The organism is Paraburkholderia sp. SECH4, from assembly GCF_030511745.1.
In the GTDB taxonomy this organism is placed as follows: domain Bacteria; phylum Pseudomonadota; class Gammaproteobacteria; order Burkholderiales; family Burkholderiaceae; genus Paraburkholderia; species Paraburkholderia madseniana.
In genome coordinates this window covers 518,190-541,011 of record NZ_JALOCP010000001.1, presented here as the reverse complement: position 1 = coordinate 541,011, position 22,822 = coordinate 518,190, and the positions used below count along the sequence as shown (strand labels likewise).

17 protein-coding genes and 2 pseudogenes are annotated in these 22,822 nt (G+C 61.3%); 11 read left to right on the top strand and 8 right to left on the bottom strand.

The window, feature by feature from the left end; genetic code table 11:
- Window positions 1-40: 40 nt before the first annotated feature.
- From M0D67_RS02330 to fixL, 5 genes and pseudogenes are all read right to left on the bottom strand, one after another.
- Window positions 41-982 (bottom strand): annotated as a pseudogene (locus tag M0D67_RS02330) (DUF2950 domain-containing protein).
- 20 nt (window positions 983-1,002) lie between these two features.
- Window positions 1,003-2,339, bottom strand: a pseudogene (locus tag M0D67_RS02325) (DUF3300 domain-containing protein).
- Window positions 2,340-2,360: 21 nt separating this feature from the next.
- Window positions 2,361-2,573 (bottom strand): hypothetical protein, encoded by a 213-nt coding sequence (locus M0D67_RS02320; RefSeq protein WP_154566151.1) that lies wholly within the window; start codon window positions 2,571-2,573, stop codon window positions 2,361-2,363.
- Window positions 2,574-2,837: 264 nt separating this feature from the next.
- Window positions 2,838-3,482, bottom strand: a complete 645-nt coding sequence (fixJ, locus tag M0D67_RS02315) for an oxygen response regulator transcription factor FixJ (protein WP_011488992.1) — start codon at window positions 3,480-3,482, stop codon at window positions 2,838-2,840.
- Complete coding sequence (gene fixL, locus M0D67_RS02310; RefSeq protein WP_154566152.1) at window positions 3,479-5,995, bottom strand: oxygen sensor histidine kinase FixL; 2,517 nt, start codon at window positions 5,993-5,995, stop codon at window positions 3,479-3,481. Before fixL ends, fixJ begins: the two co-directional genes overlap by 4 nt.
- Before the next feature lie 275 nt (window positions 5,996-6,270).
- Here fixL and aceE point away from each other — a divergent pair, with 275 nt between their 5' ends.
- From aceE to lpdA, 3 genes are all read left to right on the top strand, one after another.
- Window positions 6,271-8,967 carry a pyruvate dehydrogenase (acetyl-transferring), homodimeric type gene (aceE, locus tag M0D67_RS02305; protein ID WP_154566153.1) on the top strand — a complete coding sequence of 899 codons (2,697 nt, stop codon included), beginning with the start codon at window positions 6,271-6,273 and terminating at the stop codon, window positions 8,965-8,967.
- An 86-nt stretch (window positions 8,968-9,053) separates the two neighbouring features.
- Window positions 9,054-10,706 (top strand): dihydrolipoyllysine-residue acetyltransferase, encoded by a 1,653-nt coding sequence (gene aceF, locus M0D67_RS02300; RefSeq protein WP_266237085.1) that lies wholly within the window; start codon window positions 9,054-9,056, stop codon window positions 10,704-10,706.
- Window positions 10,707-10,975: 269 nt separating this feature from the next.
- The gene (gene lpdA, locus M0D67_RS02295) at window positions 10,976-12,751 is read left to right on the top strand and encodes a dihydrolipoyl dehydrogenase (protein WP_266237083.1); all 1,776 of its coding nucleotides are present in this window, start codon (window positions 10,976-10,978) and stop codon (window positions 12,749-12,751) included.
- 335 nt (window positions 12,752-13,086) lie between these two features.
- Here lpdA and M0D67_RS02290 read toward each other — a convergent pair whose 3' ends face one another.
- A complete protein-coding gene (locus tag M0D67_RS02290; protein WP_054038013.1) occupies window positions 13,087-13,659 on the bottom strand; it encodes a phasin family protein in 573 nt (190 codons plus the stop codon).
- Between the two features lie 404 nt (window positions 13,660-14,063).
- On the opposite strand from M0D67_RS02290, the gene M0D67_RS02285 reads away from it, so the two are divergent.
- Window positions 14,064-14,351, top strand: a complete 288-nt coding sequence (locus M0D67_RS02285; protein WP_171925469.1) for a hypothetical protein — start codon at window positions 14,064-14,066, stop codon at window positions 14,349-14,351.
- An 87-nt stretch (window positions 14,352-14,438) separates the two neighbouring features.
- Window positions 14,439-15,623, top strand: coding sequence for a D-alanyl-D-alanine endopeptidase (gene pbpG / locus M0D67_RS02280; RefSeq protein ID WP_154566157.1), 1,185 nt, complete (start codon window positions 14,439-14,441; stop codon window positions 15,621-15,623).
- Between the two features lie 102 nt (window positions 15,624-15,725).
- On the opposite strand, the gene M0D67_RS02275 is transcribed toward pbpG, so the two are convergent.
- Window positions 15,726-16,532: an IclR family transcriptional regulator gene (locus tag M0D67_RS02275; RefSeq protein ID WP_097389715.1), complete on the bottom strand. Its 807-nt coding sequence runs from the start codon at window positions 16,530-16,532 to the stop codon at window positions 15,726-15,728.
- 180 nt (window positions 16,533-16,712) lie between these two features.
- On the opposite strand from M0D67_RS02275, the gene M0D67_RS02270 reads away from it, so the two are divergent.
- Together M0D67_RS02270 and M0D67_RS02265 are read left to right on the top strand one after the other, a co-directional pair.
- On the top strand, window positions 16,713-17,435 hold the full coding sequence (locus tag M0D67_RS02270) for a (Fe-S)-binding protein (protein WP_154565449.1): 723 nt from the start codon (window positions 16,713-16,715) through the stop codon (window positions 17,433-17,435).
- A 157-nt stretch (window positions 17,436-17,592) separates the two neighbouring features.
- The gene (locus M0D67_RS02265; RefSeq protein ID WP_154565450.1) at window positions 17,593-19,008 is read left to right on the top strand and encodes a lactate utilization protein B; all 1,416 of its coding nucleotides are present in this window, start codon (window positions 17,593-17,595) and stop codon (window positions 19,006-19,008) included.
- A gap of 88 nt (window positions 19,009-19,096) precedes the next feature.
- Here the strand turns inward: M0D67_RS02265 and M0D67_RS02260 are convergent, their stop codons facing one another.
- Window positions 19,097-19,660 carry a hypothetical protein gene (locus M0D67_RS02260; protein ID WP_154565451.1) on the bottom strand — a complete coding sequence of 188 codons (564 nt, stop codon included), beginning with the start codon at window positions 19,658-19,660 and terminating at the stop codon, window positions 19,097-19,099.
- Window positions 19,661-19,935: 275 nt separating this feature from the next.
- Between M0D67_RS02260 and M0D67_RS02255 the strand changes: the two genes are divergently transcribed.
- From M0D67_RS02255 to M0D67_RS02240, 4 genes are all read left to right on the top strand, one after another.
- Entirely contained in the window at window positions 19,936-20,175 is a 240-nt protein-coding gene (locus M0D67_RS02255; RefSeq protein WP_154565452.1) for a hypothetical protein, read from the top strand.
- A 108-nt stretch (window positions 20,176-20,283) separates the two neighbouring features.
- Window positions 20,284-20,781 carry a low molecular weight protein-tyrosine-phosphatase gene (locus M0D67_RS02250; RefSeq protein WP_154565453.1) on the top strand — a complete coding sequence of 166 codons (498 nt, stop codon included), beginning with the start codon at window positions 20,284-20,286 and terminating at the stop codon, window positions 20,779-20,781.
- Between the two features lie 142 nt (window positions 20,782-20,923).
- Window positions 20,924-21,457: a Fe-S cluster assembly transcriptional regulator IscR gene (gene iscR / locus M0D67_RS02245; protein WP_154565454.1), complete on the top strand. Its 534-nt coding sequence runs from the start codon at window positions 20,924-20,926 to the stop codon at window positions 21,455-21,457.
- A gap of 74 nt (window positions 21,458-21,531) precedes the next feature.
- Window positions 21,532-22,755 carry an IscS subfamily cysteine desulfurase gene (locus tag M0D67_RS02240; RefSeq protein ID WP_154565455.1) on the top strand — a complete coding sequence of 408 codons (1,224 nt, stop codon included), beginning with the start codon at window positions 21,532-21,534 and terminating at the stop codon, window positions 22,753-22,755.
- Window positions 22,756-22,822 lie beyond the last annotated feature (67 nt).

Here is a 22,822-nt window from a genome sequence, read left to right as displayed (position 1 = left end):
GGAATCCGCGATGCCTCCAACCGTCGAGCGACTTCTCCCGCTACTCCTGCACCGGCTGCCAGCTATCGTCCGGGTCGAACGATTTAATGGCGGCCGCGGCACGCGCGGTTTGCGACCCGAGGTTCTTCTGATAGACCTGACCGTCCTGATTGACGATAAAGCTCATCACGCCGGTCTTGCCGTACTCGGCCGGCGAGGCGATCAGACCAAACCCTTCGGTCAGCACGCCGTTTTCGACGTAGTTCTGCGCGCCCCCCTTCGCGTGCGCACCTTACGCCGTCAGGATCCGGTAGTGATAGCCGTGGTAGGCCTCTTTCGGCAGGGTGCCGTTGGGCATGGTGGCGGCGAGCGGTCCGAGCGGGCTTTCCGTTTCGCCGGGCGCCGTCGCCCAATACAGGCCGTCATGCTGGCCCTGCGTACTGACGAAGCGCTGTGCGTAGTGCTGGGTCAGGTTGTGGTAATCGTTTTGTGCGTCGAGGTAGGCGAGCGAGGTGAGGATCGCCGCGTGTTCGTTGCGTCCGATGCGGCGTGTCAGCATCTCGTCCTGCGCGGCGGGCGGATCGAAACGCCAACCCTTGCCAGCTTGCACGAGCGGAATCGGCAAGGTCCAGCCACTGTCGCCGACCGCCAGATGCGCGGTTGCGCGACCCTTGCTCTTCGCTGGGTCCTCGATGATCTGATGCCCCTTCGACCAAGCGCCGAGGAACTGGTAGATGTCGTCCTCGCCGATTCCTTCGGAAGGAATGTAGCGATGAAAATCGTTGCCGAGTACGTGTTTGAGCGCACCTTCGTCGTTGCGGGCCAAGGCGTCGACGAACGCACTGGCTGCTTCGTCGGCAGTGGGATAGATCGCCTGCGCGTGGGCGGCGGTCGTGCCGAGCAGCAATACCGGCGCCACCAGCAGGGTGCCGGTCGTGCCGAGGGCGACGGCGAGTGTCAGAACGTGGGCGCGCAAGGCGCCGCGTGGGAATAAGCGAATCATCAGGGACTCCTCTTGATCGTTCAACGGTTGCGGCCGAGGGGGCGCTCACCGCCGCCACCGCCCAGTCTGCCGCCACCAGCGCCGCCACCGCCGCCGCGCTGGACTCCGCCGCCGTTTGCACTGAGACTGGCGCCCGTGCGTTGCTGACCGCCGCCGTTGGCGCCGAGGCGCCGTTGCTGGAACGGTTCGCGGCCGCGTTGCGGCTCGCCTCGCCGCGCTGCGTGTCCTGCCGCGCGGTGTTCCCGTCACCGGCCCCGCGTAACGCGTTATCGCGGTTGGCGTTCTGCGCGCGGTTTTGCAGATCGGCGTTCTGCGTGCCGCCCTGGTGGATCCCTTGCACGCGCTGGCTCGCGCTGCCGCTCAGGTTCTGGCCGGTGCGGTTCTGCAAGGTCTGCTGCGCCTGGGCGCGGGCGGCGTCGTCACGGCCGCGATAGGCATCGTGCTGCGCACTGCCGAGGTTGTTGTTGACATTGCGGTTGACGTTCGTGTTGTTGACGTTGCGGTTGACGTTGGTGTTGTTGACGTTGCGATTGACGTTGGTGTTGCGGTTCCAGTTCGTCGTGCTGCTATTCACGTTGATCTGGTTGTTCACATTGATGTTGTTGTAATGGTTCACGTTGATGTTGACGTCGTGCGTGTTCCAGTTGAAGCCGCCCCACAGCGAATTGGCAACCGCGACACCGGCGCCGAACGCAAGGCCGGTAGCGAAACCGGTTGCGATTGCATAACCGGGCGGCGGCGGCACATACACGGGCGGGTAGGCCGGATAGGGCCATGTCCCATAGACGACAGTCGGGTTATAGGTCGGCACGTAGACCACTTGTGGATTGGCCGGCACGATCTGAATGGTGCTTTGCTCGACCACGACCTTCTGCTGTGAACTCGTTTTCAGATTGCCCGCCGCTTGAGCCTGTTTGCGCAGGTGTTGCACGGAGTCCATCACGTCGTTTGGCTGGGCCAGAAAGGCGTTGCCGAGTTGCGAGACCCAATCGGGTTTCGACGCCATCGTCGCGAGGACCTGCGGGAAGGCGACGAGTGACTGCACGCTCGGGTCCCAAGGCTCCGACGCGACCGCTTTGACGGCGTCGTCGCCTTGCAATTTCGAGTTTGCTTTCGACCATGCGGCCGCGGCCTGCACGTCTTGTGGGAAGGTGGCGGCCATCAGCACCTGCGCAAGCAGTGCGTCGGGATAGAGCGCGATGGGCGCGGTCAGCGAATCGAGTTGCTGGTTCGACATCTTCGCGGCGCTTTGCGCATAGACCGCACTCGGCATGGCCAGACCGGCGAAGAGTGGCGCGCCCACAAGTGCGGCGCAAACAAGCAACACACGCGAACGGTGTGTTCCGGATCGTTTCACGATGAAATCCTCCCGGCTGCGTTAGACGCGCGAAGTCGATGAGCAGCGCATGCTGCGTTGCTTCGGCGCGATGGAATGGAGAAGGAAGCGAATAAAGGTCGGCTCAGCTTCGCTTGAACCGTTCGATATGACAGATGCCTCAGCAATGCGGCCGAACCGCTTTAACTGATTTGCGCCGCACGGCGACGCCGCATACGACAACGACAGCACACTTGTTCTGCGTTCATCGGGCATCAAAGATTCCTGTTGAGGAGTTCTTTGTAAATTAAGGGGCGCAGCGAAGCTTGTCAATCTTGTCAGAGGAAAGAAGTTATTGCTGCGCAGCGTAAGCGTTTGCTGAGTAATGCGTAATGATTAGCGGATGTGCCGAGCCATGCCGCGCGTCGCTGTCGCGAAGCGGGAGAAGGGAGGAGAGGGGAATGGAACAGACCGGACTAGTCGACAGTCCGGCCGTTGAACCGCAATAGCGAGCCGCGGGCTGTGCCACGGTCGTTAAGTTTATTGCGCCGGTTGCGGCTTGTTCGACAGCGCAAGTCGCAGCAGGTCGGCGACCGTGTTGACGTTGAGTTTTTCCATGATGTTCGCGCGGTGCGCTTCAACCGTCTTGATGCTGATGCCGAGGTCGTCGGCGATCTGCTTGTTCAGGCGGCCGGCGATGATGCGTTCGAGCACCTGATGTTCACGCGCGGTCAGCTTGCCGAGACGTTCTGCCGCAGCGCGTTGCTGCTGCACGCTGGTGCTTTCGCTGCGCGCCTTGTCGAGCATGCGCTCGACAAGCTTGCGCAGTTCGGCTTCGTCGAACGGTTTTTCGATGAAGTCCATGGCGCCTTTTTTCATCGTCGACACAGCCATCGGCACATCGCCGTGGCCCGTCACGAAGATGATCGGCAGCGACGCGTTGTCGGCGATCAGGCGTTCCTGCAACTCGAGCCCGCTCATGCCGGACATCCGCACATCGAGAATCAGACAAGCGATCTGGCCCGGATGCGTATGCGGCTGCCATGCGTCGATAAACTGCTCGGCGCTGGAGAAGCATTGCACGCGGTAGCCGTTCGCCTCCAGCAGCCAGCGCAGCGAATCTCGCACGGCCTCGTCGTCGTCGACGACAAAGACAGTTTCCTGTGTGGTGACTGGGCTGTTCATAGCTCTCCCGTAACGGTTTGTGGTGTCGGCGCCTCTGACCCGCCGTTGCTCGGGCCGTCAGGCTCTCCAATAGGCAGACTGCAATGGAACGTGGCGCCTGTGATGTGGCCGTCAGATTCGACGTTGTTGACCACCCACAGACGGCCGCGGTGCGATTCGATAATCGAACGGCAAATATTCAGCCCCATGCCCATACCATCGGACTTGGTGCTGTAAAACGGTTCAAACAGACGCTCGGCTGTCGCTTCGTCGACACCCGGTCCCTGGTCGACGACGCTGATGCAGACAAACCCGCTTTCCAGTCGCACGACGACGCGAATCACGGGGTCGACCGCATTCGGACGCGCATCGTGCATGGCCTCGACGCCGTTCTTCAGCAGGTTGACCAGCACCTGCTCGATCAGCACCGGGTCGACGTAAATCACCGGCAGGCGCGAGCGCAGATCGGTCACGATGCGAATCTTGCGCTTGCGCGCTTCGAGTTCGGCGAGACCCACGGCATCGGCGACGATATCGGCCACGCGCGTAGCCTGGCGTTTCGGCTCGCTGCGTTTCACGAACTCGCGAATGCGCTTGATGATCATGCCAGCCCGCACTGCCTGTTGGGCGGTTTTCTCGAGCACGGGCAGAAGATTGTCAGGCGTCGTTCGACCGGATTTAACCAGTGCCACGGTTCCAGAGCAATAGTTATTGATCGCGGCGAGCGGCTGATTCAGTTCGTGCGCGAGCGACGAGGCCATTTCGCCCATCGTCATCAGGCGGCTGGTGAACTGCAGCTTCTCATCCTGCTGGCGCGAGAGTTCCTGAGCCTGCTTGCGGGTGGTGATGTCGGTCGCGATCTGCATTTGCGCGAGGTGGCCGTCCACCCACTGGATGTACTGGCGGCGTACTTCGAACCATTTCTGAATGCTTTGCACGTAGACTTCCTGCGCGTCGGCGGTGCTTTCGGTCAACGCGGCAGCCGGCAGACCCGCATAGGCATCCACCATATCGATCGAATCGGACGACGCCTGTGCGCTATCGAACCCGCCGCCCGCCAATTCCAGATGGCCGTCCGGGCGAATGCCGAACAGGTGGCGGTAGTAGCGGTTGGCGAACAGCAATTCGGCTTCGTCGGCGGCCAGCACGGACACGGCGGCGTCGAGACTTTCCAGCACGGTCGTGAAGCGTTCGTGTGCGGCGGCGAGCTCTTCGCGCGCGCGCTTCGGTTCGGTGATGTCGGTCATCGACGACATCCAGCCAGTCTGGCGGCCCGAGCTGTCGATCAGCGGCGACACATAGAGGCGCGCATGGAAGAGCGAACCGTCCTTGCGGCGAACCCGCAATTCGAAGCCCGAAGAGGGGGCTTTGCCGCGCAGCGTCATGTCGAGCTGGCGTTGCATCTCAGGGTAGGCGTCGCGCGGCCAGTAAGCGAACGGCGCGTTCTTGCCGACCAGATCGCTTTCGTCCCAACCGGTCATGCGGCAAAAGGCCGGATTGACGTGAGTGATGCGGCCGTGCATGTCGAGCACGCGCATACCGATCAGCACCGAGTTTTCCATCGCGCGCCGGAAGAAGGCTTCGGCGTAGAGCGCCTGCTGCGCCTCGAAACGTTGCCGCGTGTGCTTCCACAAACTCCACAGACTCCACAACACGAAGCACGACAGGCCGGCCACCAGCCAGACCAGCGTGTTGTTGGTGAAGTTGGTCATCTGCGGGAACGCGTAGACGCGTACCGAGACGCCCTGGCCCGGCGGGTCGAGCGGCAGATCGTAGAACATGTCGCGCGGCAGGCGCGGGCGGGTCGACGTGGTGGTCAACTCGCGGTTGTTCACGTCGATGATCGAGATTTTGTATTTCGCCGACAACTCGGGCGGAATGTCGTGCTTCAGGATGCCTTCCACGGAGAACACGGCGGCAATCGTGCCGAGGAAGTCGCGGTCGCGGTAGACCGGCGTCTGCAGCGTGATGTAGCCGTTGCCGAGGTCGTCGTAGATCAGCGGCGAGTACACCTGGCGGCGCGTATTGCGCGCCTCGTTGAAGGCGGCTTTGACGGCCTCGTCCATCTGCGCGTCGTTCGGCTTGGCGAGACGCTGGCCGAACACGGGGAGTGCGGTATTGGGCCAGCGCGGCTGCTGCAGGCTCGTGTACCAGTTCATGTAGAGGATCTCGGGATGCCCCTGCATGATGTCCGTGGTGGACACCTGGAATGAATGCGGATCGGCGTGGCCGGCGACGAGATCGCGGGCGAGGGCCTGAATCTGTTCCTGCGCGCCCGTCATGGACAGGCGGATCTGCTGCTGCGCCCACGCGACGTTACGGTAGAGCGTGTCTTCCTGTTGCTGCTGTTCGCGCCGGTTCAGGCTCCACAGAATCAGGCTCATGACGACCAGGAAAACCAGGATCGACAGCAGCGGCGTGAGCAAATAGGAGTTCGACCACCACGGTCCGTGGTGCCAGCGGGAGGACGGCGTCGAATCCGCCGGCGAACCAGCGGTGCGCGCCGAGCGAGCGAAAAGCCGTTCGGTCAACATGCGTGGCATTGTAGCGCAGCGAGTCACTAGCAAATGGCGCAAAAAAGCGCTGAAAGAACCGTTATTCGGCGCAAACTAGCCGACGTATCCGTCGATCGGCAGTCAAATCAGGTTGCGCCGCAACAATTTTCCGCATTATGAGAATCGATCTCGTAATTCGAAAATTTTGTTGCGCGGACGTCGGGACCCCTTTTACAATCGGCCGAAGCTGCCGCGGTCGTGCTTCGTCCGCGTCGTCTGTTCAAAGAGCGTTCCTCTATATCCAGGAGACGAGCATGTCCGCTGTACCCGACGAAGTCATGAAATATGTCGCTGCTGAAAAAGACGACGATCCCCAGGAAACCGGCGAATGGCTGGAAGCGCTGGATGGCGTGATTTCTGCTGTGGGCCCCGATCGCGCTCACTACCTCATCGAGAAACAGATCGAATTCGCCCGCGTACATGGCGAACATCTGCCGTTCTCTGCAAATACCCCCTACATCAATACGATTCCTGTTTCGCGTCAGGCGCCGATTCCCGGTGACCAGGACCTCGAACACCGGATTCGCTCGTACACGCGCTGGAACGCCATCGCCATGGTGCTGCGCGCGGGCAAGGACACGAACGTCGGCGGCCACATCGCCTCGTTCGCGTCGGCCGCCACGCTGTACGACGTCGGCTACAACCACTTCTGGCACGCACCGTCCGCTGAACATGGTGGTGACCTCGTGTTCGTGCAGGGCCATTCGTCGCCGGGTGTGTACTCGCGCGCGTTCCTGCTCGGCCGTCTGACCGAGAACCAGCTCGACAACTTCCGTCAGGAAGTGGGCGGCGAGGGCATCTCGTCGTACCCGCACCCGTGGCTGATGCCGGACTTCTGGCAATTCCCGACCGTCTCGATGGGTCTCGGCCCGATCATGGCGATCTATCAGGCGCGCTTCATGAAGTACCTGCAGGCGCGCGGCATTGCGAAGACCGAAGGCCGCAAGGTCTGGGCCTTCCTCGGCGACGGCGAAACGGATGAACCGGAATCGCTCGGCGCAATCGGCATGGCCGGTCGCGAACGCCTCGACAACCTCGTGTTCGTGATCAACTGCAATCTGCAGCGCCTCGACGGTCCGGTGCGCGGTAACGGCAAGATCATCCAGGAACTCGAAAGCGAATTCCGCGGCGCCGGCTGGAACGTCATCAAGGTCGTCTGGGGCAGCCGCTGGGATGCGCTGTTCCAACGCGACAAGTCGGGCGCACTGATGCGCCGGATGATGGAAGTCGTCGACGGCGAATATCAGACGTACAAGTCGGAGTCGGGCGCGTATGTTCGCGAACACTTCTTCAATACGCCTGAATTGAAGGCGCTGGTTGCCGAGTGGTCCGATGAAGACATCTGGAACCTGAACCGCGGCGGCCACGATCCGCACAAGATCTACGCAGCGTTCTCGGAAGCTTCGAACTCGCAGGGCCAGCCGACCGTCATCCTCGCGAAGACGATCAAGGGCTACGGCATGGGCGAAGCCGGCCAGGCGATGAACATCACCCACCAGCAGAAGAAGCTGCATGTCGATCAGCTGAAGAAATTCCGCGATCAGTTCCGTCTGCCGATCCCCGACGAAGACCTCGTCAACGTGCCGTACCTCAAGTTCGAAGAAGGTTCGAAGGAACTCGAGTATATGCGCGCTCGCCGTCAGGACCTCGGCGGCTATCTGCCGGCGCGTCGTCAGAAAGCCGAGTCGCTGCCGGTGCCGGCGCTCGACGCGTTCGAGCCGCTGCTGAAGGGCACGGGCGAAGGCCGTGAGATCTCCACGACGATGGCGTTCGTGCGGATCCTGAACATCTTGCTGAAAGACAAGGCGCTCGGTAAGCGCATCGTGCCGATCGTGCCGGACGAGTCGCGTACCTTCGGTATGGAAGGCCTGTTCCGCCAGATCGGTATCTGGAATCAGGAAGGCCAGAAGTATGTGCCGGAAGATTCCGACCAACTGATGTTCTACCGCGAATCGGAAACCGGCCAGATCCTGCAGGAAGGGATCAACGAAGCTGGCGGTATGTGTGACTGGATCGCAGCCGCGACGTCGTACTCGACGCACGGCGAGATCATGATCCCGTTCTACATCTTCTACTCGATGTTCGGCTTCCAGCGTATCGGCGATCTGGCATGGGCGGCGGGCGACATGCGTTCGCGCGGCTTCCTGCTGGGCGGCACGGCTGGCCGCACGACGCTGAACGGCGAAGGTCTGCAACACGAAGACGGCCACTCGCTCCTGTGGGCGGCATCGGTGCCGAACTGCATCAGCTACGACCCGACGTTCGGTTATGAACTTGCAGTCATCATGCAGGACGGTCTGCGTCGCATGGTTGCTGACCAGGAAGACGTGTACTACTACATCACGGTGATGAACGAGAACTACGAGCACCCGGCGATTCCGCAGGGCGATGCCGTAGCGGCCGACATCATCAAGGGTATGTACTCGTTCAGGAAGGCCGATGCTGATAAGAAGGCACCGCGCGTTCAACTGATGGGCGCGGGCACGATCTTCAACGAAGTGATCGCCGCTGCTGATCTGCTGAAGAACGACTGGGGCGTCGCTGCCGACCTGTGGAGCGTGCCGAGTTTCACCGAACTGGCTCGCGAAGGTCACGAAGTGCAGCGCTGGAACCTGCTGCATCCGACGGAAGAGAAGAAGGTCTCGCACGTCGAGAAGCTGCTGAAGGATGCACAAGGTCCGGTCATCGCTTCGACCGACTATGTGCGCGCGCTGACCGAGCAGATCCGCGCGTTCGTGCCGCAGAAGTTCGTCGTGCTGGGCACGGATGGCTACGGCCGTTCGGACACGCGCGAAAAGCTGCGTCACTTCTTCGAAGTCGACCGCTACTGGGTCACGGTTGCCGCGTTGAATGCACTGGCAGATGAAGGCACGATCGAACGCAAGGTCGTCGCCGAGGCGCTCAAGAAGTACAACCTTGATCCCGCCAAACCCAACCCGATGACCGTCTAAGGCATCATTCCCCGTGTGCCACGGCGTGCGCGCCTGCTCCTGATCGACAGGAGCGGGCGGCGTGCGCGGCCCAGGAGACACTAACAATGAGTCAAGCGATCGAAGTCAAGGTGCCGGACATCGGCGATTACAAGGACATTCCTGTGATCGAGGTGCTGGTGAAGGCGGGTGACACCGTCGAGAAAGAGCAGTCGCTCGTTACGCTGGAATCCGACAAGGCGACCATGGACGTGCCGAGCTCGGCCGCCGGCGTCGTCAAGGAAGTGAAGGTCAAGGTTGGCGACAACGTGTCGGAAGGCTCGCTGATCGTCGTGCTGGATGGCGCGGGCGCGGCTGCTCCGGCTCCGGCGCCTGCCGCTGCACCGGCTCCCGCAGCGGCCCCGGCTGCTGCGCCTGCCTCGGCGCCGGCTGCGAGCGGCGGTGGTCTGCAAGAAGTCAAAGTGCCGGATATCGGCGACTACAAAGACATCCCCGTGATCGAAGTCGCGGTGAAGGTCGGCGATCGCGTCGAGAAAGAGCAGTCGCTGGTGACGCTCGAATCCGACAAGGCGACCATGGACGTGCCGAGCTCGGCCGCCGGCGTCGTCAAGGAAGTGAAGGTCAAGGTCGGCGATAACGTGTCGGAAGGCTCGGTCATCGTCGTGCTGGAAGCGGATGGCGCGGCTGCACCGGCTGCGGCTGCCGCACCTGCTGCCAAGCAGGAAGTGCTCGAGAAGCCGTCGGATGCGCCGGCTGCTCCTTCGCCCGCGCCGGCTTCGCCGTCAGCGCTTGCACAAGCGCCGCTGATCCAGGCTGGTGAGGGTGGCGCTCGCCGTGCGAGCCACGCTTCGCCGTCCGTGCGCAAGTTTGCGCGCGAACTCGGCGTCGACGTGACGCAGGTGCAGGGCACGGGGCCGAAGGCCCGTATTACGCAAGCGGACGTGACCGGCTTCATCAAGGGTGTGATGACGGGTCAACGCGCTGCACCGGCAGGTGCTGCTGCGCCGGCTGCCGCGGGTGGCGGCGAATTGAATCTGCTGCCGTGGCCGAAGGTCGACTTCACCAAGTTCGGCCCAGTCGATCCGAAGCCGTTGTCGCGCATCAAGAAGATCTCGGGTGCGAACCTGCATCGCAACTGGGTCATGATTCCGCACGTCACGAACAACGACGAAGCGGACATCACCGATCTCGAAGCGCTGCGCGTGCAGTTGAACAAGGAAAACGAAAAGGCCGGTGTGAAGTTCACGATGCTGGCGTTCGTGATCAAGGCGGTGGTTGCTGCCTTGAAGCAGTTCCCGACGTTCAATGCGAGCCTCGACGGTGACAACCTGGTGTTCAAGCAGTACTTCCATATTGGATTTGCTGCCGATACGCCGAATGGTCTGGTCGTCCCGGTGATTCGCGATGCGGACAAGAAGGGTTTGATCGATATCGCGAAGGAAATGACCGAGTTGTCGAAGGCGGCGCGTGACGGCAAGCTGAAGCCGGATCAGATGCAAGGCGGCTGCTTCTCGATTTCTTCTCTTGGCGGTATTGGCGGTACGAACTTCACGCCGATTATCAATGCGCCTGAAGTCGCTATTCTCGGTTTGTCGCGTGGCGCGATGAAGCCGGTTTGGGATGGCAAGCAGTTTGTGCCGCGTCTGATTCTGCCGCTGTCGTTGTCGTATGACCATCGGGTGATTGATGGTGCTGCGGCGGCGCGGTTCAATGCGTATCTGGGTGCGATTCTTGCCGATTTTCGGCGTGTGATTCTTTGATCGGATGACGGTTGCCCGGGGCGCGGGTTTGGTTCGTTTTGTCTGTTATCCGCGTCCTTCTGTAGAACCTGCTTTCTTAGTGGTCTATTAGCGTTGCCCCTGTGCGGGGCGGCACCTACTTTTCTTTGTCTTCCAAAGAAAAGTAGGCAAAAGAAAGGCGCGTCCTTGGGCGGACAGCAAAGGAAGTTTCTGTTCGCCGCGTTGCCGGCTTTTAGGCTGCTTTTTTTTGGTTCTTCGTCTCATCACGATCAATAAGAGAAGGGGACACTATGAGTCTCGTCGAAGTAAAAGTGCCGGATATCGGTGACTTCAAGGACGTCGATGTCATCGAAGTCAATATCAAACCGGGCGATGTCATCGAGAAGGAGCAGGCGCTGATGACGCTCGAGTCCGATAAGGCCTCCATCGAAGTGCCGAGCGATACCGCCGGCACCGTCAAGGAAGTACGCGTCAAAGCCGGCGACAAAGTCTCGCAAGGTACGCTCATCGCGCTAGTTGAAACGTCTGCGGACGCAGCGCCGGCTAAGGCGCCTGAGAAGGCGCCCGCTCCGGCAGCAGCGCCTGCACCGGCGCCTGCGCCTGCGTCCAAAGCGGCAGCGCCCGCGCCGCAAGCCGGTAGCTTCTCCGGCAACGCGGATATCGAGTGTGACATGCTCGTGCTCGGTTCGGGTCCCGGCGGTTACTCGGCTGCGTTCCGCTCGGCCGACCTCGGCATGAAGACGGTGCTCGTCGAACGCTATTCCACGCTCGGCGGTGTCTGTCTGAATGTCGGTTGTATTCCCTCGAAGGCGCTGCTGCACACGGCGCTCGTTATCGACGAAGCGGAAGCGCTCGGCGCGCATGGCATCACGTTCGGCAAGCCGCAAATCGATCTCGACAAGCTGCGAGACTTCAAGTCGGGTGTCGTCAAGAAGCTCACCGGCGGTCTCGCCGGCATGGCCAAGATGCGCAAGGTCGAAGTCGTGACGGGTACCGGCTCGTTCGTCGATCCGTATCACATGGAAGTGCAGACCGAAGGCGGCAAGAAGGTCGTCAAGTTCAAGCAGGCGATCATCGCCGCAGGCTCGGAAGCGGTGAAGCTGCCGTTCATTCCGGAAGATCCGCGTGTGGTCGATTCGACCGGCGCGCTCGAACTGCGTCAGATTCCGCAGCGCATGCTGGTGGTCGGCGGCGGCATCATCGGGCTCGAAATGGCGACGGTCTACGCCACGCTCGGCGCACAGATCGACGTGGTCGAAATGCTCGACGGTCTGATGGCCGGCGCGGATCGCGATCTGGTCAAGGTCTGGGAGAAGTACAACAGCAAGCGTTTTGCCAACGTCATGCTGAAGACCAAAACCACCGCGGCGGAAGCGAAAGACGACGGCATCTACGTGTCGTTCGAAGGCGAAAAGGCCCCGGCCGAAGCGCAACGCTATGACCTCGTGCTGGTCGCCGTCGGCCGGTCGCCGAATGGCAAGAAGATCGGCGCGGACAATGCAGGCGTGGCTGTAACGGATCGCGGCTTCATCGACGTCGACAAGCAGATGCGCACCAACGTGCCGCATATCTTCGCGATCGGCGATATCGTCGGTCAGCCGATGCTCGCGCACAAAGCAGTGCACGAAGCTCACGTCGCCGCTGAAGTGGCTCACGGCGAGAAGGCGTACTTCGATGCGCTGCAGATTCCGTCGGTGGCCTACACCGATCCGGAAGTGGCGTGGGCCGGCAAGACGGAGGATCAGCTAAAGGCCGAGGGCGTCAAGTACGGCAAGGCGGTGTTCCCGTGGGCAGCGTCAGGCCGCGCGATCGCCAACGGCCGCGACGAAGGCTTCACCAAGCTGCTGTTCGACGAAGAAACGCACCGCGTGATCGGCGGCGGGATCGTCGGTTTGAACGCCGGCGACCTGATCAGCGAAGTGTGCCTCGCAGTCGAAATGGGGGCGGACGCAACGGATATCGGTAAGACGATTCACCCGCATCCGACGCTCGGCGAATCGATCGGTATGGCCGCAGAGTTGTACGAAGGCGTCTGCACCGACTTGCCGCCGCAGAAAAAGAAGTAATGCTGCTGAACCCGCCTGCATGCAGGCGGGTTCGAGGAAGCGGATGCAAAAAAACGGCGCGCCCCGCAAAGGGCGCGCCGTTTTTCTTATGCAGCAAGCAGCGTAGAGCGTTTGACGCGAAGCAACGCATGCGACATGCGCCGCGCGTCTCAGGCGGCGGGAAAAAAAATCCCGGCCTTTCGCCGGGCAAACGATACGCTATTCAACGTATCGGAGCGTTCGGCCAGATGAAACCGTGTGAGCGGCAACGGCACGACGCTGTTGCTTGCATGTTGTTGCTGCAATCGCGCCAGCCCTGCCGTGAGGCGGGGCCGGCGTGATGTGCGGCTTGAAACTTAGACTGCCTTCTTTGCCGAGCGCGATGCTTGTGCAGCGGCTTGCGATGCTGCCTTCGATGCGGCCGTTGCGGCTGCATTGAAGTTGCTTTCGGCGATTTCGACAGCTTGCTTGGTTGCCTTGTGGACCGTTTCGTAAGTGGTGTTGGCGGCGGTGATTGCCGACTTCAGCACGGCGACGGCGGTTTCCGAACCGGCCGGGGCATTCTTCGCAACGTTTTCGACGAGCGACTGGACCTTGCGGTTTTGCTCTTCGAATTGGGCTTCTGCGACGCGGGTGAATTCACCTTGCGTTGCCGAAACGATCTCATACACGTGACGGCCGTACGACAGCGCCTTTTCAGCCACCGGCTGTGCGAGGCTAGCTTGCAGTGCCAGCAGTTCCTGCGCGTCCTTCACTGACAGTGCGCGTTGGGCATTTTCCTGGCTTTCCGCGAGCGTCGATTTCACGACTTGCAGGTTCAGTTCAACCAGCTTTTCGACGCCTTCAAATGCTTTGGTCGTCAGGCCGAACAGCGTTTCAAAGTTGGCTTTCTGGGCTGCAGCGAATTGCTCAGGGGTCAGCAGAGTCATGGTTTACGCTCCTGGATCGCGGTCTGTCTGTGCGGACCGCATTGGGTTGGTGGCGAGACGCTCTCAGATCGTCTCCCCGGACCGCGATGTTTTGTGCATCGCAGCAATGGTTCCCATTTTAGGATGGTGTTAACGAATGTCAAGTGTTTTTTGTGCGTCGCACAATGTTAAGAAATTACTGATAAAACAATATGTTATGCAGTGGGCATGACATTCGTTTGACGCAAGTTGATTTGTCTGTCGCACCGCACTGGTGCAGGATAAATCCGCATTTGTTACCGATTTCAGGAGAGATTTTGACCGCGCGATGAGGTCCGGCGCGGGTGGAAGGGCAAATCGACATTTGACAAAAAACCCGTCGATTGCCCATTCCGATGTAAACCAGAAAGTGTCACGGAACGTTAATGCTCTATGCCGGTCGAATGCGCGTTGGCGGTCTCCAGCAGGTGTTTAACAGCCCGCAGCAGTACCCGCTCGACGTTCCGGTGCGCCGGCAAGGCTTTACATGCCTGCGCTCTGACCGTATTTCCCCTGATCAAGGTTGTCTCGAAATTGCCGTTATGCTGAAAGAATCGGTTCGATTCCTGCATTTGGCGGCAAAGGCGAGGCGAAGCGCGTTGGCGATCGTTTTTTTCGATCGAAACGCGGCACTTATTTGTGTTTTTGCGATCGGAGCTTACAAGCCGGTTTAAGGAGCGCGTATAAGTGCTTCAAATTGCTAATTTTTCGTTGTTTTACTACACTTGCGGAAACCTCTCGCCGCTCCCTACTGAACACCCATGAAAACCGACATGTTTTCGTCGCTAAAAGTGATCCACGGCGCGGCTCGCAGCACCGCTCTGTCGGTGGCCGCCTCCATGGTCATCGCAGCGGCGTTCGCCACGCCTGTCATCACTTTTGCCGCCACGCCCGCCACCACGGCAAAAACCTCCAAACACGCGAAAGCGGCCAAAAAGCCCGCCGCGGCCCCCGCTGACAAAGTGTCGAGCAAGAAGGCCGCCAACGGCGCTGCTGCGAACGTGGCCGCTGCCGCCGGTGACGACGCGCCGCGCACAAGCGTCAAGCGCAAGCGCGTGACGTACTCGTCGAACGGCCGTCACCACTCGGTGATGCGCCGCGTCGCGTACGAACCGCGTCCGCCTACCGTCGGCCAGGCTTTCGGTCTGCATGACACGCCGGACGCGCTGATGCTGCGTTCAAGCGTTGCCTATGTGATCGATCAGAACACCGGCGAATCGCTGTTCGACAAGAATTCGCGCGCCGTGGTGCCGATCGCGTCGATCACCAAGCTGATGACCGCGATGGTCGTGCTCGATTCGAAAGAGCCGATGACCGACCAGATCGAAGTCACCGACGAAGACCGCGACTACGAGAAGAACACCGGCTCGCGTCTGTCAGTGGGCTCGGTGCTCTCGCGTGAAGACATGCTGCATATCGCGCTGATGGCCTCGGAAAACCGCGCAGCCGCGGCGATGTCGCGTTATTTCCCGGGCGGCCGTCCGGCGTTCCTCGCGGCAATGAACGCGAAGGCCAAGCAACTCGGCATGACCGACACGCACTTTGAAAACCCCACGGGTTTGACGAGCCAGAACGTCTCGAGCGCACGCGACCTCGTGAAGATGGTCAATGCGGCGTATCAGTATCCGATGATCCGCAAGTTCTCGACCGACCACAGCTACGAGGTGTACACCGGCAAGCGTTCGCTGGCGTACAACAGCACGAATGCATTGGTGCGTAACCCGACGTGGGACATCGGTCTGCAAAAGACCGGGTTTATCAACGAAGCGGGCGAGTGTCTCGTGATGCAGGCGACCATTCACGGTCGCCCGATGATCATCGTGCTGCTTGACTCGTCGGGTAAGTACTCGCGCTTTGCGGACGCGACGCGTCTGCGCACGTGGCTCGATAACGGTGGCGATCAACCGCGGATTACCAGCGCGGATGCCAGCGGCGCGGGCACCTGAAGCGCGCTAGCTTACTCTGCCGGCCGGTTTTCGAACCGGCCAGAAAAAAGCCTCGCAGATGCGAGGCTTTTTTATTGAGTCGGGGGACGCGCGACCACCCGCTTAGGCGTGCTGGGGATGCGTATGCTCCTGCGGCGTCTGAGGGCGATAACCCAGCGACTCGGAAATCAGCAGCGCCGTTTGGCTGAGCTGCCCCAACCACGAGTCCTGCAAGCGATCCGCCGGTGCTGACAGCGACAGGCCCGCAACCAGCTTGCCGGTGTCGTCGTAAATCCCCGCTGCGATGCACCGCACGCCCAACTCCAGTTCTTCGTTATCGCGCGCACAGGCCTGCTGGCGCACGTGCGACAACTCGCGTTCGAGCTTGGTCAGATCGGTGATGCTGTTCTGCGTGTGGCCGGACAGCCCGGTGCGCGTGGCATAGGCCCGCACGCGGGTCGATTCGTCCGCGGCGAGGAAGAGCTTGCCCACCGAGGTCAGATGCAGCGGCGCCCGCCCGCCAATCGCCCGCACCACCTGCATGCCGGAGCGCTCGGAGTAGGCGCGTTCTATATAGACGATCTCGTCGCCCTGGCGCACCGACAGGTTCACTGTCTGCCCGGTTTGGCGGTGCAGTTCGCGCATCGGCGTGAGCGCCGCGTCGCGCACCGACAGCCGCGCCTTCACCAGATTACCCAGTTCGAGCAGGCGCATACCGAGGCGGTAAGTGCCGGGGTCCGACCGGTCGACCAGCCGGCACATCACCATGTCGTTCAGGATGCGGTGCGCGGTGGACGGGTGCAGCTCCGTGCGGATGGCGAGTTCTTTCAGGCTGACCGGGTCGCTATGCGCAGCGAGTGCATCGAGCAAGCGCATCATGCGTTCGATCACCTGGATCGACGTTTTGGGATCCGGGTTCGTATCGCTCATGGGGAGGAATCGGTTGACGCGTCAAACAGCGGAGATTGATTGTATCCCGTATTGTGAAAAGATGGAAAGCAGTTGGAACGCCTATTCCAATTTGACGTGGCATTCGTCCTATGCCTTCCGGCCGTTGGTATTGTGCGGCAAACAGCGGATAATCAGGGACGTTTTCCCGAAGGAGGGCTCATGCGAGTCGGATTGTTCGTCACCTGCCTGATCGACCTGATGCGCCCGGAGATCGGTTTTTCGGTCATCAAGCTGATCGAAGGCGCCGGTTTCGAGGTGGTGGTGCCGCCCGCGCAAACCTGTTGCGGGCAGCCCGCGTACAACTCGGGGGAGCGGCGCATCGCGCGCGATCTGGCCGAGAAAACCCTGCGTGAATTCGAACAGTTCGACTATGTCGTGGTGCCGTCCGGTTCGTGCGGCGGCATGATCCGCGCGCATTACGGCGACCTGTTTGCCGACGATCCGGAGTTGATGAACCGCTTCGGCCGGTTGCGCGCCAAAGTGTTCGAGTTGACTGATTTCCTTGTCAATGTGGCCAAGGTTCAATTGCAGCCGGGTGAGTTCACGGGCCAGGTGACGTACCACGATTCCTGTTCGGGGCTGCGCGAACTTGGCGTCAAAACGCAGCCGCGCGCGCTGCTGGCGCAGGTGGGCGTGGCGGTGACTGAAATGAAGGATTGCGAGCGCTGCTGCGGCTTCGGGGGCACCTTCGCGATCAAGTACGGCGACATCTCCACGGCAATCGTCGACGAGAAATGCGCGAATATCGGCGCGAGCGGCGCCGGCACGGTGGTGCTCGGCGACCTCGGCTGCATGCTCAATATCGAAGGCCGCTTGCGGCGCACCGGCGATACCGCCACGCGCGTGCTGCACATTGCCCAGGTGCTGGCCGGCGACGCGTAACGATTTTCGCAGCGCCCAAACCGCGCAGTGGATTCGGTGCCCGCCATTTCGCGCGCTTCACTCGTTCATTTGATTCGCTTTTAGCTCGCGCACTTCAACAGCGCATTTCACTCGCGTTTTTCATTCGCGCTTTCATCCGAATACGCTCAAGGCCGCCATGCAAGTCCAATCGATGCATTTCAAGGCCCGCGCGGGCCAGAAACTCGCTGACCAGCGTCTGCAGCGGAACCTGACCAAGCTGTCGACCAAGTTCGTGTCGGCCCGCGCCGCGGCCATGACCGCGATCGATTTTCCCGCCACCCGCGCCGCGCTGAAGGAGCGCCGCAATCGCGCGCTGGAAAATCTCGACGTCTGGCTCGAAACCTTCGAACGTGAGGCGACCCGGCGCGGCGTCACGGTCCTGTTCGCCGAGACGACGCAGGAGGCCGCGCGTCTCGTCGGCGATATTGCGCGCCGGCACGAGGTGAAGAAGGTGATCAAGACCAAGTCGATGGTCACCGAGGAAATGCGTCTGAACGAGGTGCTGGGGCAGATGGGCGTGCAATCGATCGAGACCGATCTGGGCGAATACATTCTCCAGATCAACGACAACGAGCCGCCCAGCCACATCATCGCGCCGGTCGTCCATAAGGATAAGGACGAGATTGCCGACCTGTTCGCGAAGACGCATGGCCGGCCGCGTCTGACCGAGATCACCGACATGACCCGCGAAGCGCGCGAGATGCTGCGTCCGCACTTCATGACGGCGGACATGGGTGTGACCGGCGGCAACTTCGTAGTGGCGGAGACGGGTTCGGTCGTGCTGGTCACGAACGAGGGCAACGAGGGCATGTGCACCGTGATGCCACGCGTGCATGTGGCGGTGACCGGCATCGAAAAGGTGTTGCCCACGCTGGAAGATCTCGCGACGGCAATGCGTCTGCTGCCGCGCTCGGCAACCGGTCAGGCGACGTCCAACTATTTTTCGGTGCTGACCGGGCCGCGCGGCGCGGGCGATCAGGACGGTCCCGAGCATATGTACGTGGTGCTGGTCGACGGCGGGCGCACGGGGCTGATCGGCGGCGACTTTCAGGAGATGCTGCGCTGTATCCGTTGCGGCGCTTGCATGAATCACTGCCCGGTGTATCAGAAGGTGGGCGGTCATGCCTACGGGTGGGTTTATCCGGGGCCGATGGGATCGGTGCTGACGCCGAGCTACGTCGGGATCGACAAGGCGCTGGACCTGCCTCAGGCGGCGACGTTGTGCGGCGAGTGCAACAGCGTGTGTCCGGTCGGCATTCCGTTATCCGATCTGCTGCGCAAGCTCCGCGAGAAGCAGGTCGAGCGGCATCTGAGGCCGTGGCGCGAGCGGGCAGGGCTCGCAGTGTGGGGTTTCCTCGCGTTGCACCCGGATGCTTATGCGCTCTTCACCAAGCTGGCGGTTCGCGTGCTGGAAAGAATGGGCGGGCGAAATCGTTCGATTGCCAGGTTGCCACTAGGTGGAGCGGGCTGGACCAATACGCGCGATATGCCGGCACCGGTCGGCCGCACGTTCAGGGAGTTGTACGCCGCGCAACGCAGCCATATTGGTTGAGCGAGCGGCACAGTCGTTGTGGTTTGCGCGGCTGATGCGGGAGGCGTAACGCGAGACTGCGCCTACGTTCACGCCATTCCCTGCCGGATCAATGATCCGTCATCCCTGGCTGGCGGCCGTTATTGCTTCTGGCCTGCGCATTGCCACCATTGCCGCGTCCACCGCTGTTGCCTGCCTGCTGTGGCGGAGGGGGCGGCGGGCTGCCTGCTCCTGGCCGTGGCGCGTTAGATCCACTCGGCCCTCTCGGCCCGCCAACCGCACCTTGAGGCGGCGGTCCCCCATGTTGCCCGCCGCCGTTCGGCTGACCATGCCAGCCACCGTTGTCTCCCCGGTTACCGTTGTTTCCATCGTTGCCGTTATTCGGCCGTCCCCGGTCCGGATAGCCTGGGTAGCCGCGATAGCCGGGCCCCGGCCCGTAATAGCGGCCCGGCCCGTTGTAGTAACCCGGACCCCAGTCATTGCCGTAACCCATGTAGACGTTGGTTTGCGGCACAACCGGCACGCCGGTGGCATAGCCGTCGTAACCGTCATAGCCGCTATAACCGCCGCCATAGCCGTTGCCGACCATTGGAGTGCCGTCCGGATAGACCGCGCAGCCGCCAAGCAATGCAGCAACGACCGTGAAGCCGACGAGGGGAGCAATACGTTTCATTGGAAGGACCAGTGCGAAGATTTCATGTCTGTAAGACAGCTATTATCGCTAACCGTCGCGCCGGCTTTGTATGTGTTTGTAAGGATTTCTTTTTCATGCCATGACGCAGGTCAGCGTCGTACGCGGCAGAGGCAGACCAGTTAATGGACTGTTCCATCCAGCGCAACGCTGTATCTCGCGCCAGCCCGTTTTTCCCGATTGTAAATTCCTATAGCATTTGGACTGGGCATAGTGGGTCACGAACTCATAAGCCCCTAATCGGAAGAAACCACATCATGAAAAAGACAATATCGGTGTACTGGCCCCTCGCCATCGTCGTGCCGCTTGCTGCGGCAGCCTATCTGCACATTTGTGGCGACGCGGCTTCGCGCTCCTCGCAGGCCCCGCTCGCTGCTGATCAACTGACCGCGGAACTGGCGCGCGCCGTCTCGTATGGCATGGTCGACAACACGACGACGTTGCCGGCCAAACCCATGCACGCCGTGACGGCAATGCCTGTGGCCGAAGCATCTTAAGCGTCTTAAGCGCGCGTAGCCTCCGGCGCGATCTGGTCGACCTTTGTATAATCGCGCCACCGTTTCCTAACTGCCGATCCGCGGGCGTTGAGCGTCCGAAAGCCTCTGATGAAAACCGTGTCCGTCTGCTTTGTCTGCCTTGGGAACATCTGCCGTTCCCCGACCGCGGAAGGCGTGATGCGCCGTCTGGTCGACGAGGCGATGCTGGCGGAGCGCATTCTGATCGATTCCGCCGGCACGGGCGACTGGCACATCGGCCAACCGCCTGACGACCGCGCGCAGCATGCGGCCGAACAGCGGGGTTACGAGTTGGCCGCCTTGCGCGGACGCCAGGTCGCGGCAGCCGACTTCGAGCGTTTCGATCTGCTGATCGCAATGGACGACAAAAACGTCGCCGCGCTGCGCCAGATTTGTCCGGCGGAGCAGCGTGACAAAATCCGTCTGCTGATGGAATTCGTGCCTGAGGCGGACGGGCGCTGGGGCGGTGCCCGCGAAGTCGTCGACCCCTATTTCGGCGGCGCCGAAGGGTTCGAACAGGTACTGGATCAATGTGAAGCAGCCTGCCGCGGACTGATCGCAGCGCTGCGTCCCCAATTGATTACGTAAGACCGGCGGGTCATCGGCGAGGTTTGGGCCGGCTTATCCAGCAATTAAGCAAATGACCCAAATCACGGTAGGGATACTTGACTAATTCAGTCATGTATTTATACTTGACCAAACTTGTCGAGAATTGCGGTTCCCACACCATATGAGACTCACCACGAAAGGCCGTTTCGCCGTCACGGCGATGATTGACCTGGCACTGCGCCAGGAGCAGGGCCCGGTGACGCTTGCGGGTATCAGCCAGCGCCAACATATCTCCCTGTCTTATCTCGAGCAGCTATTTGGCAAGCTGCGTCGTCACGAAATCGTCGAGTCCGTGCGCGGACCGGGCGGCGGCTACAATCTGGCCCGCCGCGCTGAAGACGTGACCGTCGCCGACATCATCATCGCGGTCGACGAACCGCTCGACGCCACCCAATGCGGCGGCAAGGGCTCGTGCGAGGGCACCAAACAGCACGACGGCCACTGCATGACGCACGAATTGTGGTCCACGCTGAACCAGAAAATGGTCGAGTACCTCGACTCGGTGTCCCTGAAAGATCTGGTCGATCAGCAGCGTTCGCGCGAAGGTGCTGCGCCGGCGGTGTTGCGCGACCGGCGCAACGAGGCGCCGGCGGTCGAACCCGCCCGCGTCGTGCCGAAAGGGCCGAATTCTGTTTTCAACATGGCCGGTTCCTAGGCGCGGCAATCTGAACGCACCGCAGCCTGATCAGGAAACCAGAAGCCAGAGCAATGACGTCCCCGGAGCAATTGATGAACAACGACACTCTCCACCTGCCCATTTACATGGACTACAGCGCGACGACCCCGGTCGATCCGCGCGTGGTGGACAAAATGATTCCGTACTTGCGCGAGCAGTTCGGCAACCCCGCATCGCGTAGCCACTCGTATGGCTGGGACGCGGAGCGTGCGGTCGAAGAGGCGCGCGAGAACGTCGCCGCGCTGGTGAATGCCGATCCGCGCGAAATCATCTGGACCTCGGGCGCAACGGAGTCGGACAACCTCGCGATCAAGGGTGCGGCGCACTTCTACAAGAGTAAGGGCAAGCACGTCATCACGGTGAAGACCGAGCACAAGGCTGTGCTCGACACCTGCCGTGAACTCGAACGCGAAGGCTTCGAAGTCACGTATCTGGATGTGAAGGACGACGGTCTGATCGACCTCGAGAAGTTCAAGGCCGCGCTGCGCCCGGATACGATTCTGGTCTCGGTCATGTCGGTGAACAACGAGATCGGCGTGATCCAGGACATCGAGGCGATCGGTGAGATCACCCGTGAAAAGGGCATCATTTTCCACGTTGACGCCGCGCAGGCTACCGGCAAGGTGGAGATCGACCTGCAGAAGCTGAAGGTCGACCTGATGTCGTTCTCGGCACACAAGACGTATGGTCCGAAGGGCATCGGCGCGCTGTACGTGCGCCGCAAGCCGCGTATCCGTATCGAAGCGCAGATGCACGGCGGCGGTCACGAGCGCGGCATGCGTTCGGGCACGCTGGCCACGCATCAGATCGTCGGCATGGGCGAAGCATTCCGCATCGCACGCGAAGAAATGGCAACGGAAAACGAGCGCATTCGCATGCTGCGCGACCGTCTGCTGCGCGGCCTGCAGGACATGGAAGAAACCTACGTGAACGGCGACATGGAACAGCGTGTGCCGCACAACCTGAACATCAGCTTCAACTTCGTCGAAGGCGAGTCGCTGATCATGGCAGTGAAGGACGTGGCGGTGTCGTCGGGTTCGGCGTGTACGTCGGCTTCGCTGGAACCGTCGTACGTGCTGCGCGCACTGGGCCGTAACGACGAACTGGCGCATAGCTCGATCCGTTTTACCGTCGGCCGTTTTACGACGGAGCAGGATGTCGATTACGTGATCAACCTGTTGAAGACCAAAATTTCGAAGCTGCGCGATCTGTCGCCGCTGTGGGAAATGCACCAGGACGGGATCGATATTTCGACGATCAAGTGGGCTGCGCACTGACGCGCCAACGCTTAGCGTCGCGCTTATCGTCGAAAACGCAACGAATGCAGGTTGAAACGAAACAAGG

Bases quoted from the DNA above. Each gene is read 5' to 3' on its own strand.
- fixL (WP_154566152.1), bottom strand. From the start codon at position 5,995: ATGTTGACCGAACGGCTTTTCGCTCGCTCGGCGCGCACCGCTGGTTCG.
- M0D67_RS02250 (WP_154565453.1), top strand. From the start codon at position 20,284: ATGAAAACCGTGTCCGTCTGCTTTGTCTGCCTTGGGAACATCTGCCGT.
- M0D67_RS02265 (WP_154565450.1), top strand. From the start codon at position 17,593: ATGCAAGTCCAATCGATGCATTTCAAGGCCCGCGCGGGCCAGAAACTC.
- M0D67_RS02275 (WP_097389715.1), bottom strand. From the start codon at position 16,532: ATGAGCGATACGAACCCGGATCCCAAAACGTCGATCCAGGTGATCGAA.
- iscR (WP_154565454.1), top strand. From the start codon at position 20,924: ATGAGACTCACCACGAAAGGCCGTTTCGCCGTCACGGCGATGATTGAC.
- aceE (WP_154566153.1), top strand. From the start codon at position 6,271: ATGTCCGCTGTACCCGACGAAGTCATGAAATATGTCGCTGCTGAAAAA.
- aceF (WP_266237085.1), top strand. From the start codon at position 9,054: ATGAGTCAAGCGATCGAAGTCAAGGTGCCGGACATCGGCGATTACAAG.
- M0D67_RS02290 (WP_054038013.1), bottom strand. From the start codon at position 13,659: ATGACTCTGCTGACCCCTGAGCAATTCGCTGCAGCCCAGAAAGCCAAC.
- M0D67_RS02320 (WP_154566151.1), bottom strand. From the start codon at position 2,573: ATGCCCGATGAACGCAGAACAAGTGTGCTGTCGTTGTCGTATGCGGCG.
- M0D67_RS02285 (WP_171925469.1), top strand. From the start codon at position 14,064: ATGCTCTATGCCGGTCGAATGCGCGTTGGCGGTCTCCAGCAGGTGTTT.
- M0D67_RS02270 (WP_154565449.1), top strand. From the start codon at position 16,713: ATGCGAGTCGGATTGTTCGTCACCTGCCTGATCGACCTGATGCGCCCG.
- fixJ (WP_011488992.1), bottom strand. From the start codon at position 3,482: ATGAACAGCCCAGTCACCACACAGGAAACTGTCTTTGTCGTCGACGAC.
- lpdA (WP_266237083.1), top strand. From the start codon at position 10,976: ATGAGTCTCGTCGAAGTAAAAGTGCCGGATATCGGTGACTTCAAGGAC.
- M0D67_RS02255 (WP_154565452.1), top strand. From the start codon at position 19,936: ATGAAAAAGACAATATCGGTGTACTGGCCCCTCGCCATCGTCGTGCCG.
- M0D67_RS02260 (WP_154565451.1), bottom strand. From the start codon at position 19,660: ATGAAACGTATTGCTCCCCTCGTCGGCTTCACGGTCGTTGCTGCATTG.
- pbpG (WP_154566157.1), top strand. From the start codon at position 14,439: ATGAAAACCGACATGTTTTCGTCGCTAAAAGTGATCCACGGCGCGGCT.
- M0D67_RS02240 (WP_154565455.1), top strand. From the start codon at position 21,532: ATGAACAACGACACTCTCCACCTGCCCATTTACATGGACTACAGCGCG.